Origin of the sequence: Phyllobacterium sp. A18/5-2 (assembly GCF_025452215.1) — a bacterium.
Classification (GTDB): domain Bacteria; phylum Pseudomonadota; class Alphaproteobacteria; order Rhizobiales; family Rhizobiaceae; genus Phyllobacterium; species Phyllobacterium sophorae.
Window position 1 is genome coordinate 275,107 of sequence record NZ_CP104967.1, and the last position, 16,189, is coordinate 291,295.

Sequence of the window (16,189 nt, forward strand, 5' to 3'; positions counted from 1 at the left end):
GCTATGTGTGCCTCATAATCACGAGAGTGATGTCATCATGGATCTTCTGGGTGCCAATATGGTCCATCAGGTCTTCAAGAATTCCAGTCTTGATCTCTTCTGCGGTTCCACCATACCGTTGACGCGCACTTTCGCAAAGACGATCGATACCGTAGAGCCTGCCATCGAGGTCTTCCGCCTCGGTCACGCCGTCGGTGTAAAGCACAATCACATCGCCCCGACTGAAGGCAATGGTGTGTGTTTCAACGAAGGGCAAAATGTCGAGTTCAAGCCCAACTGGCAATCCCAAATGGAGTGTATCGATGCGCTCAACGTCACCGCCTGCCCGAATGACAAGAACCTCCTCATGCTGGCCTGACAACGTCACCCGTTCATCCTCATAGTCGAGGAAGGCCAAACTGAGATGCTTGTCGGTGTTCGTGCGTTCTATATTCTTGAAGATCGCTCTGTTCAGTCGATCCAAAAACTGACGCGGGTCACAATCGCCTGTTTCTTGCAGCGCGCGTGCCACCGACTGAACCATCAGCATCAACACACCGCTCTCCAGTCCATGACCCGTTACGTCGCCAATTCCGATCTTGATACGAGAACCGTTCTGCAAGACGTCATAGTAGTCGCCGCCTACTTCGTCGGCCGGCCGCATATAGGCAACGATTTCGATCTGAGGGATCGCTTCAAGCTCGTGCTCCCTCGGCAACACCATCAATTGAATTTGTCTGGCAACTGCGAGCTCTGCTCCGAGGCGCAGATTCTCGTCTTGCAATTTGCTGTTGAGTGCGGAGATCTCTTGGTTCGCCCCCTCAAGCTCGCTGGTTCGTTCGTCAACAAGGCGCTCAAGGTTTTCCGTGTGGAAGCTAATCTGCTCGGCCATCCGGTTGAACGCAGCACCTGCCTCTCCAACTTCATCGCGTGTGGGAATGTTCACCCGGACCGAATAGTCTTGGGCCTGGAGCCGTCGCGCGGCGCCGGCAAGCGCACTCAGGCCCGCCGTGATCCGCTTTGAAATTCCCAGCACTGCCGCAAACACGATCAACAGTGACACTGCAATTGCGATGATCTGATAGATCAAAATGCGGTTTGTTGCCCGGGATATGCCGTCCTGGGCTGCAAACAATGCGGCATAAATCTCCCGTTCGGGAACGACGATCCCAACTGACATTGTTTCCGGCTTTATCGGTCCCGAACTCCAGAGATTTGTCGACTGCAACCTTTTGAGAACGACAATATAGGGAACGCTCTCACCCTGGTTATCGAGCATAATGTGCTGAATGACGCCGTCATTGTTCTTGTCGAGAGGCAAGGAGGTAATGGCCGGCTGCGTGCTGTTCCTCAGGGACCTTTCGAGGCCGGTGACACCTTGCGTACCCGTGTCGCTGGATGATTTAAGGCCAATGATCGTCTCACCGGCCGGATTAATGGCGACCACATTGCCGTTCGACATCGTCAGGAAGCCGAACCCGGTTCCAGCGATCTTCACGTTCTCGACGATCTCGGCGAGCTGATCGAGCGTGATATCTGCTCCAGCCGTACCAGCGACGCCGGTCCGATCCTTTGTCCACAAAGGATTAAAAAAGCTGACGATCAGCTTTCCGGTGATGGCATCCGTGTAAGGGGCAGTCTGCGTGATATCGTCGGCGACGGGGCGCGAGGCCGGATCGCTGGCCCATTGTTGCCAGGAGCCATAGATTCCTGGAAAGAAAAATTCCCAGAAGTCTGCCTTATTATGGCCTGGATAGAGCCGGTCGAAGGTCTGGGCCTGTTCGGTATAAGGTGCAGTACGGAAGATCGGCTCTTCCTTTGGTCCTATATAATACATCTGCAGCTTGGACGACCCGCCAGCCAGAAGGCTCGGTGCCACGAGATCGAGCACCGCGCTGTTGTCGATCACCTGCTGAACGTCGGGCAATGGGGTGTGGTCAGGACCCAGCAAATAGCCCCAGACGCTGACCACGGACGGTGCCCCGGGCAGGTTTTGCGCCCAATCGCCTTGGCGGTCGTAGACCACCGCCACGGAACCTGGGGTTTGCCGCGCCAAGGTCGCTCCGATCTGTTCTTGCCTGGCCGGGTCGTCAATCTGGGATTGAAGAACGCCGGCCAAGGTTTTGACGTCCGCATGCACCCGGTCAAGCAGGAGATCAACACGCGAAGCGGTCGACTCGGCGTAAGAGCGAATATACTCTTGGTTGGCGGTTGTCAGACCTTCACCAACCTCTAATGCCGCGTCCTGAGACAGCTTTTGCACGTTCCACAGCGCCAAGCCGCCGCTGACGAGCAGGTCGAACAGAACTGCGCCTCCAACGACCAGCACGAATTTCGCCCGGAAGGAGCGTAGACCGAAGCGCTGCGTATTCTCGCCCTCGCCCCTCATAGCGGCCTGCGTCCCGAAGCGACCCAGATCGGCCAGCCAGCATAGCCCTTGGGGTGAAGTGCGGCGAAGATATGGTCCTGGAATCCCTGCCGGAAGCGTTCGATGAACTCCGGATCATCGCCGCGGTTTTTGGCCATGTCGCCAGCATAGACGTTCTCCCACGCCGCAATCATATCGGCGAAGTCTTGCGGATCACCGTCAAGGTTCGTGACCATGTAGGACTCGACGCGGATGTCGTCGAAACCGGCCTCGGTCAAATATCGTCGGCTCTTGGGTCCCAGCTCGACGTCCATCTCAAAATGCTCAAACAGCTTTGCGACCTCGTTATAAGTCCACTGAATGCTTTCCGAGCGCGGTTCGCCGAGGCAGTGCGAATTCTTTTCGTTGGTGATGTAGACCCGCCCTCCTGGTTTGCATATCCGGTACAGTTCCTTCAGGATGAGCTCGGGTCGATTGAAGATTTGCAACGAATGCCGGCATGTCACCAGATCAAACTGTTCTTCGTCGAGCAACATTTCCGATGCGTCACCATAGGTGTATTCAATGCCCCGAATATCGAAGGTTGCCGCCACGCTTCGCGCATAGGCCAGACTTGATCTGGAGTGGTCAAGGGCAACGATTCGGGACGGTTGAAACTCCTTTTGCACCAGTACGGCAAAATCGCCGATCCCGCAGCAGATGTCGGCCATGACGATACCCGACTGCATACCATGGCGTGGCAAAATCGTCCGCTCATGGCGCCAGGTCATCTTCGTCTGTGTGCGAAGGATCGGGATGAACCCGCCTTCTTCCAGAAAACTCTGGCCCGGATAAAACTCGCTGTCGTACTCCTCGACGGTGATGTTTGGTTCAATTCCGCTCAAGCGACGGAATTTCTGTGTCGTCCATCCAACGACACTCGACGTGACAACCACGAACCTTAGATCGGGGTAAGCGCGACAGGCATCAATGATCACGCGTGAGAACGCATGAAACGCCGTGTTGTTCATTTGCGTCAATCGTCTGATATTCACATAGAGAACGCCCCGAACCCGACTGATTGAATCCTTCAACAGCGCAATACTGGGTGCAAGCTCATCAATCGTTTGGGGCCTTACCACCCCTGAAATCGAAAACTCCTGATTGTTCACGTCGTATCGTGCCTTGAAAGGCGGAACAAGCGGATCGTAGGGGGTCAATGTGGCATTTCCTCGAGTGAGAGATCTACCAGCAGCGTGATCATGTCTGCGCCGGCTTGTCCAAGCTGCAACGTCGCGTTGTAATTGACAGCCAGCTCCAGCAACACCACTTCACGGCTTGGCGCAACATCCCCCGATACGGAGCTGAGGTATCGCTCTTGGGTATCAGGATCAGCTGCATGCGACACCACATTTTCATAAAATTGTCGCTCGTCCTGCGTGCACGGGAAGGTCAATTCGATCCTATCGGTGGCGCCCTTGCGTGACACTTTACATGCCAAGTCACCGCCGGAATGGCGCGTGCGGAAGGTGACTTCCAACAACTCATTAAATGCAGATGAAAAAAGATTTGAGTGCCGCACGGAATCCGATCGGTTGTGGCTGATCATGCGTGCCAGATAGGTCGCGATGTGGTCGCAGTGAAACCAGGCCGAGAGGAATGCCTTAATATCCATATCGAACTGGATCACCGGTTCAAAGATAGCTTTACCGGCTACTTGCTTTGCGCTCACACCCATTGGCCTTCCCCCTTTTCATTCACAACAACAGAGCCAACCGGAGTGGTGGCGCTCCAAAACGGCCCGATATTGGATATTTGATCCCGCGCCGCTTCGCCACAACTCTTTGCATCGCTCCTCTGCAAAAACAAACCCTTCCGGTTCTACCCGTTCCGCGCCCTACATCGCCCGGTTCTGTTCCTCGCTCGTTCCAACTGCGCTCGGCACGGACCCTCGGATAAAATCGCGCGTGGTTTCCCCTGGCAGTGGCGGCCCAAGCCAATTGCCTTGCAGGTAATCACAGTCCTCCTCAATCAAAAAACGCGCTTGTCCCGGCGTCTCAACTCCCTCGGCCGTAACACGCATCCCAAGACCATGTGCCAAGCCTATGATTGATCGCACGATCGCCTGGCTCTTTTGGTCGGTTTCCAGATCTATGATAAAGTACTGATCAATTTTTAAAGTATCGAACGGGAAGTTCTTCAGGTAACTCAAGGAAGAATACCGGGTGCCAAAATCATCAAGGGAAATGCGGATACCTAAGACATTCAAAGTATTTAATGTGTCGATATTGTCGACTGTCCTTTCGAGCAGGACGGTCTCTGTTATCTCAAGTTCCAGCCGGTCGGCCCGCAGTCCGGCCGCGTCTATGACCTGTGCCACTGTGTCAGTGAGCGTTCCGCTCAGGAACTGCGCGGGCGACAGGTTCACGGCGACCGTCATCCAGGAAGGCCATGTTCTTGCCTGGCGACAGGCCTGTTCCAGAACCCACCGGCCGATGTCATCCATCAGGCCGTCGGTTTCGGCAATCGGTATAAAGACACTCGGAGGGATCGTTCCGACCTCGGGATGATGCCATCGCAACAGCGCTTCGAAGCCCACCACCGATGAGGGGGGGGCGAAAAATCGGCTGATATTCCAGATGGAGTTCACCATTGCGCAGCGCAGACCGAAGGCTGCGGCGCAAATTTTCGCGCTGCTCAAGCAGGAGCAGCATCGAGCGATTGAAGATCCGCGCGCAACCCCGTCCATCTCGCTTGGCCGCGTAAAGAGCAATGTCCGCAGCCCTCATCAGTTGCTCGCTCTCGGTTCCATGCTCCAGTCCGAAAGCGATCCCGATGCTCGCTCCAATGAAGACCGGAATGCCGTTGATGAGGAACGGAGCCTTAAGGGTATCGACCAACGACACAGCGAGGCGCTCGGCCTCGGCAGGCTGCTCTTTGCCCGACTGGATGACAGCAAACTCGTCCCCCGCATAGCGATATGCTGACTCGCCCTCCTGCAACTGGTACCGTATACGGTCTGCGACGAGCTGAAGCAACGTATCACCCGCGCCATGGCCGAGGGTGTCGTTAACGGCCTTGAACTCGTCAAGATCAATTTGCAGCAGGGCCACCTTCTCCTTGGATCCGTCCACACCCGAGAGCGTTTGCTGTAGCCGTTCACTGAACCGCCGACGATTCTCCAATCCGGTCAGCGGGTCATGCGAGGCCTGATGCAGGAGCGTCTCATGCTCTTGCGTTTCCCCCGTGCCTTGTCTGCGAGGTTCCGACGCTCTTTCAATGATTCCCAGCCAGTCGGCTGCACCAAAGAGAAATACACGGCCGCGTGCTTCGCTCGACGAGCCCTGCAGCTCAACATTTGCCGGAGGCCCCCCGTTTAGCACGCGGTCCAGTGCGGCGCGAAGCTTGGGATCGCGGAAGCTTGGATAAATCTCCCAGACAGCCGCCCCGGGCGCGGCCACGCCCCCACTGGTACCCTTAAGGTCAGTCGAGGAGTGTGTCAGCCGGAGATCGCGGTCGTAGAACGACACAATTTCAGTCGTGTTTGCCAAAAGGTTCCCGAAACGCGCTTCGCTTGCAGCTGAATGGCCTGATGCCCGCTTCCTTTTTGCTTTGTCACTCGATGCCCTTCGGCGCAAAAGCCTGCTCCAAAATTAGGAAAAAAATCCGTATCGTCTTACCCCTACACTGACGCGTAGATAGCATAACCATAAACGGGAGCACAAAGAGTTTTGGCTTGGTTTGTTAATAGTCACCCATCGGGGGTCATCTGGTGAGCGCAGGTCGTTTGACCTCGTAAAGCCGTGCAAGGGGCTCCACGATCTAGTCCAGTTTCGGTGCGTAGCTTGCCGGATCAACGCGCGCCGGGCGGCCAGCAAGATGCAGTGCGCTGGTCCGACTTGGCGTCCTGGCTATAACCTTGCCTCCCTTAATCACAGCAAGACGCGTCGCCTTCAGGCGGATTGCTTCAATCGTGTCGACGGCTTGCAGCAACACCATGTCTGCCTTGCACCCGACATCAAGGCCGTAGCCTTTAAGATTGAGAATTTTGGCGGGCTCGGTAGTCACCGCAGCAAAGCATTGGCGCATTGCGGTGCGGCTTGTCATTTGCGCCACGTGCAACCCCATGCTCGCCACATCCAGCATGTCACCCTGTCCCAGAGAATACCATGGGTCCATCACGCAATCGTGGCCGAAAGCCACCGTAACGCCATGGGCCAGGAGTTCTGGCACACGCGTCATCCCGCGACGCTTCGGATATGTGTCATGGCGACCCTGTATGCCAATGTTGATCAGCGGATTGGCAATCGCCGCAACCCCAGCTTCTGCAATAAGCGGCAGAAGTTTGCTGACATAGTAGTTGTCCATCGAATGCATCGATGTCAGATGCGAGCCCGTCGAACGGCCGCCAAGGCCAAGACGCAGGGTTTCGAAAGCCAGCGTCTCAATATGGCGTGACAGTGGATCATCGGTTTCATCGCAATGCAGGTCAATCATCAGGCCGCGTTCTGCTGCAATCTCACAAAGCGCTCTCACGCTTGCCGTGCCATCAGCCATCGTTCGTTCGAAATGCGGAATGCCCCCCACCACGTCCACGCCCAGATCGAGCGCGCGTTTGAGCAAGTCAACGGCACCTGGGTAGCGGTAATAGCCATCTTGCGGGAACGCGACGAGCTGGAGATCAATATAGGGTGCGACCCGTTTCTTGACTTCGAGCAGCGCTTCAACCCCCAAAAGGCGGTCATCACAGATATCGACATGCGTGCGTATCGCAAGCAGACCCTGCGTGACCGCCAGATCGCAATAGCGCAGCGCACGATCGATGACGGCTTCATGGGTAAGAAGCGGCTTCAGTTCGCCCCAGATCCGGATACCGTCAAGCAGCCGCCCGCTTTCATTGAAGCGCGGCTGGCCGACGGAAAGGGTCGCGTCCATATGGAAATGGCAATCAACAAAGGGCGGCGAAACAAGCAAGCCGCCGGCATCGATAATCTCACCCGCATCGCCGCCCAACTTGTGTTCGACGGCGACGATCTGGCCAGATTTCACACCAATATCAATGCCTGTGCGGCCATCAGGTAAGGTTGCATCGGTGACTTTTACATCAAACATGAGGTGCCCATTTTTCTCGTAGTTGCAATATCTGTCATGTAGCGTTGCCACCCCGTAACGACGTCAGTAGCGGACGAGCTTGCGTTTAAAGAGAGCCACGATCATGAACAGTCAAATCGCTGACGACAACATAATCGCTGCTCAGGTGGTTTCTGAACCTAAATCCGCAGATTGTCGCTACCTCGGTTTTGGAGATACACCTTCGTAGGCGGCCGGCGCTTTTGCTCTGCGGATACTAGGGCGATTGCAACGTAGGCTATACCTGCGATCATTAAGCGGCAACGGAGCCGGCCGGCAAACCTATTGTCAGGGGCAATTTCAACAAAATTCCTGCGCTTGCACAAAAGGCGACCACTCCCGAAACGGCGAACCAGTACCAACCCTGCGCTTTTCTTACCTTGAGTGAGAGCGCAATTTGTAAAACGCCTTGAATGAAATCACCGAAGCAATAAGCAGGGTGATCGCCATCGCCCCCTTCAATGGGTTGAAATAAACCATGAAACCGCCAATCAGCTCCACGAGACCGGTAAGTTCTTGCCAGACAAAGCCCGTCCAGTTCTTCACTTGCAGCGATTGAATTATCTTCACTATTCCAACAGCGATAAGAATTATTCCAAAGACAACACTTGATGCAAATGTCGAAACCACTGGAACGGCCACCGAACATGCGCCGCCAATAAAAAGAGCCAGTCCAAGAACAAGAAAGCCCTTCCACTTTTTGTGTGCAATGCTGCTTGGATCAGAACCAAGATCGCTCTCAACGGCTGCATCCGTCATTGCTGTTACCCAGTCCACAACATGAATTCAGATTTGTGGGATTAGGATCTGCGTTCTGAATTAAGAAAACCCCCACTCAGTGGCCTATAGCTGCCGCCCGCGGTTCCGCCGGACAATCATGCGCACGATAAGAACCAGACCAAGCGCAATCAGCGCAATACCCATCGTCAGGTATTCGGTCGATCCATACCTGTAACCCGCCGCCGTCAGCAGAAACCCCAAGATGATTGCAATCAATCCGCCAAGCTTCTTGAATAATGAGATCGGGTTGGGACCGTTTTCGACCATATTGAACCTCCGATTTGCTGGTTCCAGGGTAACCTTCCTGACCGTTTGATCACGGCACTTATGCTATCAGTGCTCGAGATGTCGCTCATTCCATCGCGTGCTCTCCAATGCCGAACAGACGGCGCTTCACGGTTTCCCTTATCGTCTGGACGAGAACGTAGAGAACAGGGATCAACACAAGGCCCACGATCGTGCCCAAAATCAGCCCGCCGAACACAGTCGCTCCAATCGAGCGCCGACTGCCGGCTCCCGCACCCGTCGCGATTACAAGCGGTATGACCCCGAGAATGGATGCGGCGGCCGTCATCAGCACCGGCCGAAACCGTTCGGATGTTCCGGCCATGGCTGCTTCCATTGTGCCCATTTTCTCCTCGCGTCGTTCCTTGGCGAACTCAACGATGAGGATTGCGTTTTTCGCGGCAAGCCCGATCAGCAGCAGGAGGCCAATCTGCGCATAGATATTAAGATCGATGCCACTCGTGAGAAGCGCGATAAGCGCGCCAAGCACCGCAACGGTCACCGACAGCATCACCGCCAGGGGGATACTCCAGCTTTCATATTGGGCAACGAGGAACAGATAGGTGAAGAGGATACCCATGAGCACGATGATTGTGATCTGATTGCCTGCCTGCTTCTCCTGAAGCGCTAGTCCGGTCCACTCATAGCCGAAGCCGGACGGCAGCACCTGTTCCGCCAGCGAAGCCATGGTTGTCAAGGCCTGCCCCGTACTGGCTCCCGGGGCGGCCTGTCCATTGACCGCTGCAGCAGGGAAAAGGTTATAGCGGCTGATGGCGTTGGGGCCATAGGCCGTCGATGCGGTCAGGAGCGCCTGCAAGGGAACCAGTTCCCCGCTTTGGCTACGGACCCTCAACCTCTGTATATCTTCAATCCGGCTGCGGAATTCCGGCTCGTCCTGCAGGCGGACCTGGTAGACCCGTGAGAATATGTTGAAGTCATCGACATAAGATGAGCCCAGATGCGCCTGCAGTGCGCTGAAGATTGTTGCCGGGGAAACCCCGTATAGTTCCGCGCGCTTCCGGTCGATATCCACGAAGACTTGGGGAACGTCGGCGGAGAACGTGCTGAATACACCGGCCAGCCCGGGTGTCTGATTTGCCTTGACGATGAGCCCCCGCATCACTTCGGCCAGCTCTTCCTGGCTTTGGCCGCCGCGCGCCTGCAGCCGCATGTCGAATCCGCCGGTTGTGCCGAGGCCGGGGATTGCCGGGGGATTGAAGGGCACGATGGACGCGGTCGAAATCCTCGCAAACTCCGTGCGCAGGCGGCTCATGACGGCGTCAACACTCTCGCCTGAACCGCGTTCGCTCCATGGCTTCAGCGCGGCGATGACCATGCCAGTGTTTGATCCACTGCCGCCAATCATGCTCATACCGGAGATGCCGATGGAGTTGGCGACGCCGGGTATCCGCTGCAACACCGACACGACGCTCGCCAGAGTCTGTTGCGTCCTCTCGAGAGAGGCCGCATTCGGAAGCTGGACGTTGACGAACAGGTAGCCTTGGTCCTCCGCGGGCACAAAACCCGTCGGCAGCAGACGGTAAAGGCCGTAAATGCCGCCGAAGACAACAAGGACGACAACCGCCGCGACTGGCAGTCTTGTGCCGATAGCGGAAAGCAGTTTGAGATAGAAGTTGCGCGAGGCGGCAAGACCCCGATTGAAATATTTAAACAGTCTGAAGCGGGCGGGCTGCGGAGGCCGGAGCGTGAGCACGCACAGTGCCGGGCTCAGGGTCAGGGCATTGATGGTCGATAGGGTGATGGTGATGAGGATCGTGACCGCAAACTGCTGGTAGAGCTGTCCGGTAATGCCTGGCAGGAAAACAATCGGGACAAAAAGGGCCGCGAGCACAAGTGTGGTCGCGACGATAGGGCCCGTAACCTGCCTCATCGTGCGTACCGTTGCTTCGTGTACCCCCAGTTGATCCTCTTTCATGATGCGCTGCACGTTTTCGACGACGATAATGGCATCGTCCACGACGAGGCTGATGGCGAGAACCATGGCAAAAAGCGTGATCGTATTGGCGGAATAGCCGAGCAGGTAAAGAACGGCAAACGCTCCGATCAATGACACCGGAATCGTCAACGTCGGAATGATTGTCGCGCGCCAGTCCTGCAAAAAGATATAGGTGACAGCGACCACAAGGGCGAAAGTGATCGCGAGCGTGAGGCCGATTTCTTTGATGGTCTCGGTCAGAAATGATGTCGTGTCGAAGACGACCGTATAGGCCATGTCTTCAGGAAACTGGGTGGACAGCGTTTGCAGTTGGGCGCGAACTGCATTTGCGACGGCAAGCGCATTGGCGTCTGAGGATTGGTAGATGACGACAGTGGCACTCGTCTGTCCGTTGAGCGTGGAGGCGGTGTCATAGGACTGCGCGCCGAGTTCCACCCGGGCAACATCGCGCAGTCGAACGATAGCTCCGTCCTTGTTGGTGCGAATGACGATGTTTCCGAACTCGGTGTCGTTTGCGAGGCGGCCCCGCGCCGTCACCGTAAGCTCAAGCTGTTGACCGCTCACAGAAGGCGCAGATCCCAGCTGGCCCGCTGCCGCCTGCACGTTCTGGGATTGGATCGCAGACGTCAGGTCGGCGGCCGTGATGCCGAGGGCTTGCATGCGGTCAGGATTCATCCAGATCCGCATGCTATAGAGAGGTCCGAAGACGCTTGCCTCCCCGACACCGGCCACGCGGGCAATGGCGTCCCTGACGTTGATCGTCGCGTAATTACTGATGAATATCTCATCTCTTGTTCCCTTTGGCGAATAGAGTGCGATGCCCATCAGCATGCTTGAGGAGCGGCTACGCACCGACACGCCCGTCTGCGTGACCACAGCTGGAAGGCGCGCCGTTGCCATGGCGACGCGGTTCTGCACGTTCACCTGGGCTATCGCCGGATCGGTGCCCACTGCAAACGTGACGGTGAGCGAATAGGTCCCGTTGTTGCTGCTGGATGAGGACATGTACAGCATGTCTTCCACGCCGTTGACCTGATCCTCGATCGGCGCGCCGACGCTGTCGGTAAGCACGCTCGCGCTCGCGCCGGGATAGCTTGCCGTGACCTGCACTTCCGGCGGCGTGATCTGAGGGAACTGGGCAACGGGAATTTGCGTGAGGGCCAACGCCCCGGCAATGGTCATGACAACAGCGATCACCATGGCCAATCTCGGCCGTCCTATAAAGGGCGCGGAGATGTCTTTCATGGCTTCGTCCCCGATGATGCCGGCATCGGGGCACTGCCTTGCTCGGGCGCGCTGCTGACGTCGGCGGCGTTTACGACGGAACCCTGAGGGGCATTCTGGATGCCCTCCACAATCAGTCTCTCTCCGCCCTTCAGACCGTCTGCGACGATCCAGTTCCTGCCCGATTGCTCGGACACGCTTATGCGGCGCATCGCTACGCGGCTCGTGTCGTCAACGATAAACACAAATTTGCCGTCGCGATCTTGCTGTACAGCACCCACCGGTACCACGGGGCGCAGCGTCTCTTTAGCGTCTTTCGCCACTACGGTTACGAATTGACCCGGAATGAGAAGCGACTGCGAATTGGGAAACTGTGCGCGGATGGCGATGGTACCGGTCTGTGCATCGATTTCATTGTCAAAGTATTCGATCTCGCCCGGCTGGCCGTATTGATCGCCGTTCGACAGGCGCAGCCCCATCGTGAACTGTTGGGCAAGTTGGTCCTTGCTCAGTCCTCCGGCTGCGGCGAGCAAATTCATTATCGTCCGGTCGCTGACGGAAAACACCACGCGGATCGGGTCCATCTGGACCACGCGGGCCAACGCACCAGACGATGTTCCGACGAAGCTCCCCACCGCAAAACCCGCGGTGCCGATCCGTCCGTCGATTGGAGAAGCAATCCGTGTGTAGCTGAGATTGAGCTCAGCCTGGCTGACCCTGGCCTCAGCCGACATGACCGTGGCCTTTGCCTTTTCCAGCGCAGTCTCGCTCTGCTCGAGAACGGATTGCGAAATCGTTCGCCCGCTCATAAGAGATCGGTTTCGCTGCAGCTGCCGCTCGGCATCGAGGAAGGCGGCCTGTGCGCCGACGAGAGCAGCCTGCGCGTCTTTCAGCGCAATCTCGTAGGTGCTCCTTTCGACAAGGAAGAGATCTTGTCCCTTTCGGACGGTCGACCCCTCGTTGAAGAGCCTGCTTTCAAGGAATCCGTCGATGCGGGTCAGAATATCGACGCTATTGAGCGCTTCGACGCGCCCTACGAATTCAGTGGAGCGCGAGGTGTCTTCGATGGCCACGGGCGCGACACCGATCACGGGAGCATCCTGAGCAAGCGCACCGCCTCCAAGGTTCAAGGCAACGAGGACTGCCAACATTGTTCTCCGAAGCCAATTCAAGATCGGCACCTGAACTATCTCCTTCTCGAAATCCTGCGGACATCGACGACGCGGCCGTTGCTTTGCCTGACGGCAATCTCGAACCGGGAATTTCCTCGCCATGCGCGATAAACAAAGAACCGACCACGGCAATCTATGCGCAGGATGTTGCGGAAGCCGCGATTGCGGAGCAGCCTTTCGCCCTGGCTGCAGGTTATCCCCCTGCCTCTGTTGAGATTGGTTCCGATGGTGATGCTGACGGACTGGGCAATGGCGGCGGTGGGCAGCGCCACTGGCGTCATCAACAGGCTGACAATAAGTCCGAGCGTGACAAAGAAATTCTTTTTCAAGCTTTCCTCCATGACGATTGGCGGTGGGAGCATTGAATCGCGAACGCCGTAACGGTCTGTCGATGAAGCAGGTCAGCACGGACAGAACAGCTGGTAAAGTACGTTACAGCTACGAACGGGCTTGTCTCAACCGATTTTGGTATGTTTGCCAAAGATTGGGATGCTCGGCGTATTGTTGGGATTCTTAGCCGATCATTGGGGTAGCCCACTGGCGCTATAGCACGTTGGTGACGCTGCGGTGCCTCCGCGCCGCCAGAAATGGCTGGGTTGACGCTGCTGGCATTCCTTACGCAAGAAGTGCGAGCTATCGAGCTGGTGATCCTCGCGATCTAAAGTCGACCTGAACATCAGATAAGGGGCGAGAGGCCAGTTGGGTCTCAGCGGGAGACATCCTCGGCCTTGGCCAATGCACCGAGGTGGTCCTGATGCTCTCCGGCCGGGCAAGCGCCAGTTGCACAGGCAACGGTCCAACACAGAACGTGCTTGCGCAGCTCTGGTATGAGCAGGATGTCCCGGGGGGACTGAAGAGAGCGAGATCGATTTGCGGGAATAGATGCCTTCGCTCAATACACTTTTGCCGTTAATGGAGTTGGGCCAGGGTGAGTGTTGGTGGCCGGATCATCAAAGCCGACAGGATCCGTTGCCGAGCAATGCCGAACAGCCGGCCAGAAACCGGCGGTGTTAGATGAATGGCATTACCGCCAAGGAAAGAAGTGTCCGGCAGATGCCCGGGCCTTGAAGGAGAGGTCAAACAACGGCCATTGCTGTCCGTTACAAATTGTTCACCCCGCGGAAATGTTGCCGTAACTCCGGATTGCGTAAACCGTCTGACACTAGAGGCGGCACATCGCTGTCATCCCAAGGAGATAACATTGTATGTCAAATGACCATAAACCATTCACTTACAGGGCCCGTGTGGCTGCTGCGTTGGTGTCGTCGGCGCTCGTCGGTGGCCTGCTGGCTACTGGCCCGCTGGCTGCCATCGTGCCTGCTCAGGCTGAGGCGGTCCATGTTTCCGGTCCTGCAGAATCCGGATTTGCGGACATCGTCGAAAAAGTCAGCCCCGCAGTCGTCAGCGTCCGCGTCAAGGGCGTGCCCTCACAGGCCGACAACGACAATTCGGATATGCCCGGTCTAGACCAGCTTCCCGAGGGCATGCAGCGCTTCTTCGGCCAGCGGGGCATGGAACAGCGCAAGGCTCCCCGCGAACAGAACAGGCCGGAGCGCATCCGTCCGACCGCGCAGGGTTCGGGCTTCTTCATCTCGGAGGACGGCTATCTCGTCACCAACAATCATGTTGTCGAAGACGGCAGCGCCTATACGGTCGTGCTCAATGACGGCACCGAGCTCGACGCCAAACTCGTCGGCAAGGACAAGCGCACCGATCTTGCTGTGCTGAAAGTCGACGACAACCGCAAGTTCACTTATGTCGGTTTCGGCGATGACAACAGGGTCCGTGTAGGTGAGTGGGTCGTTGCGGTGGGCAATCCTTTCGGCCTCGGCGGCACTGTGACCGCAGGCATCGTCTCCGCTAGCGGCCGCGACATCGGTGCCGGCCCCTATGACGATTTCATCCAGATCGACGCAGCCGTCAACAAGGGCAACTCGGGCGGCCCCGCCTTCAACCTCAATGGTGACGTCGTCGGCGTCAACACGGCCATCTTCTCACCTTCCGGCGGCAGCGTCGGCATCGGATTCGCGATCCCCGCGCAGACTGCAAAGCTTGTCGTCGACGAGCTGATCAAGACGGGCTCCGTATCCCGCGGCTGGATCGGCGTTCAGATACAACCGGTAAGCAAGGAGATCGCGGATCTCGCTCGGACTGGCGAAAGACGAAGGAGCGCTCGTGGCCGAACCGCAGGCTGGCGGCCCTGCCGCCAAAGCGGGCATCACCGCTGGTGACGTCATCACCGCCGTCAACGGCAACACCGTTGCCGATCCGCGTGACCTTGCCAAGAAGATCGCCGCGGTCGAGGCTGGCAGGGACGTCGAGCTGACAGTATGGCGTGACGGCAAGGCCAAGGCGGTCGACGTCGCCATCAAGGCGATGCCCGGCGACGACAAGGCGGCGGCCGCCGCACCGCAGGATGCAAAGCCGTCGGCGCTGGAAGACTTTGGACTGACGGTCATGCCATCGGATGATGGCAAGGGACTGGTGGTGACGAACGTCGACCAGGATGGCGACGCCGCCGACAAGGGGGTCACGGCCGGCGACATCATCGTGTCGGTCAACAACCAGCCAGTGAATACGGGCATGGAAATCGAGACCGCCTTTGCAGATGCAGCCAAGTCGGGTCGCAAGGCTGTACTCCTCAAGATGCAGTCCAAGGACCAATCAAGGTTCGTCGCGTTGCCAATCGATCAGGGTTGATCCAGCGGCAATCGGACCTGAGGCGGCATTTCGATGTTGTCGCCTCGGGCCACCTCTCGAGAGTTGGATCGAAAAACTCGGCTTCTACGAAGTAAAGCCGCTGGGGACGAGTTTTATCTGACTCGCACGCTTTGACACCGCTGACGGCGCCGGGATCCCGTTCGTCGCTGCCAAGGGTCTCCGATCGGTCCGGCAAAGGACGAATGGCCGCCGCCGTGAGCTGGTATGCCACTCCTTTGTGAGGCACCGTTCTGAATACGTGTGCATTCGCACGAATGGTCAAATTCCGAAGCTATGCCACAAGGAGAACGATCCTGCACCGGCTACAGCGCCGCCGCGGCGCTCCACCCTGCCGATTGACTAACCGGTATCGTTCTTCGGAGACTTGCGACGTAACAGCCAGTCTGCAGGTCGATCGTATTCATTATTGGCGGCAAACAGCCAAAAATTTGGTGCCCACCAAATAGATTGATGTCCCGACCTTATGTTACGAAGCACGGCCAAGAGATCACTGTCAGAAATGCAAGTTCCAGCGAACTACCGGCGAGAATCCGTCTGGTGCAAGTTGGCGCATGGGGAACTCCGATTTTTCCTGGGTGTCACCCGTGAAGCTTG

Annotated in this window: 9 protein-coding genes and 2 pseudogenes; 1 reads left to right on the plus strand and 10 read right to left on the minus strand. The window is 57.1% G+C overall.

Annotated features, from left to right (window positions below):
- Position 1: 1 nt before the first annotated feature.
- From N8E89_RS19825 to N8E89_RS19870, 10 genes and pseudogenes are all read right to left on the minus strand, one after another.
- On the minus strand, positions 2 to 2,368 hold the full coding sequence (locus N8E89_RS19825; RefSeq protein WP_262262905.1) for a SpoIIE family protein phosphatase: 2,367 nt from the start codon (positions 2,366 to 2,368) through the stop codon (positions 2 to 4).
- Entirely contained in the window at positions 2,365 to 3,546 is a 1,182-nt protein-coding gene (locus N8E89_RS19830; RefSeq protein WP_262262906.1) for a class I SAM-dependent methyltransferase, read from the minus strand. Before N8E89_RS19830 ends, N8E89_RS19825 begins: the two co-directional genes overlap by 4 nt.
- Positions 3,543 to 4,064, minus strand: coding sequence for a ubiquinone biosynthesis methyltransferase UbiE (locus N8E89_RS19835; RefSeq protein ID WP_262262907.1), 522 nt, complete (start codon positions 4,062 to 4,064; stop codon positions 3,543 to 3,545). Before N8E89_RS19835 ends, N8E89_RS19830 begins: the two co-directional genes overlap by 4 nt.
- Positions 4,065 to 4,223: 159 nt before the next feature.
- Positions 4,224 to 5,877: pseudogene (locus N8E89_RS19840) on the minus strand (putative bifunctional diguanylate cyclase/phosphodiesterase).
- A gap of 271 nt (positions 5,878 to 6,148) precedes the next feature.
- Entirely contained in the window at positions 6,149 to 7,438 is a 1,290-nt protein-coding gene (locus N8E89_RS19845) for an amidohydrolase family protein (protein WP_262262908.1), read from the minus strand.
- Positions 7,439 to 7,831: 393 nt separating this feature from the next.
- The gene (locus N8E89_RS19850; protein WP_262262909.1) at positions 7,832 to 8,215 is read right to left on the minus strand and encodes an HdeD family acid-resistance protein; all 384 of its coding nucleotides are present in this window, start codon (positions 8,213 to 8,215) and stop codon (positions 7,832 to 7,834) included.
- A gap of 84 nt (positions 8,216 to 8,299) precedes the next feature.
- A complete protein-coding gene (locus N8E89_RS19855) occupies positions 8,300 to 8,503 on the minus strand; it encodes a hypothetical protein (RefSeq protein ID WP_262262910.1) in 204 nt (67 codons plus the stop codon).
- A gap of 85 nt (positions 8,504 to 8,588) precedes the next feature.
- On the minus strand, positions 8,589 to 11,723 hold the full coding sequence (locus N8E89_RS19860) for an efflux RND transporter permease subunit (RefSeq protein ID WP_262262911.1): 3,135 nt from the start codon (positions 11,721 to 11,723) through the stop codon (positions 8,589 to 8,591).
- Positions 11,720 to 12,853, minus strand: a complete 1,134-nt coding sequence (locus N8E89_RS19865; RefSeq protein WP_262262912.1) for an efflux RND transporter periplasmic adaptor subunit — start codon at positions 12,851 to 12,853, stop codon at positions 11,720 to 11,722. Before N8E89_RS19865 ends, N8E89_RS19860 begins: the two co-directional genes overlap by 4 nt.
- Positions 12,854 to 12,888: 35 nt before the next feature.
- Complete coding sequence (locus tag N8E89_RS19870) at positions 12,889 to 13,203, minus strand: hypothetical protein (protein WP_262262913.1); 315 nt, start codon at positions 13,201 to 13,203, stop codon at positions 12,889 to 12,891.
- 876 nt (positions 13,204 to 14,079) lie between these two features.
- Here N8E89_RS19870 and N8E89_RS19875 point away from each other — a divergent pair.
- Positions 14,080 to 15,574, plus strand: a pseudogene (locus tag N8E89_RS19875) (Do family serine endopeptidase).
- Positions 15,575 to 16,189 lie beyond the last annotated feature (615 nt).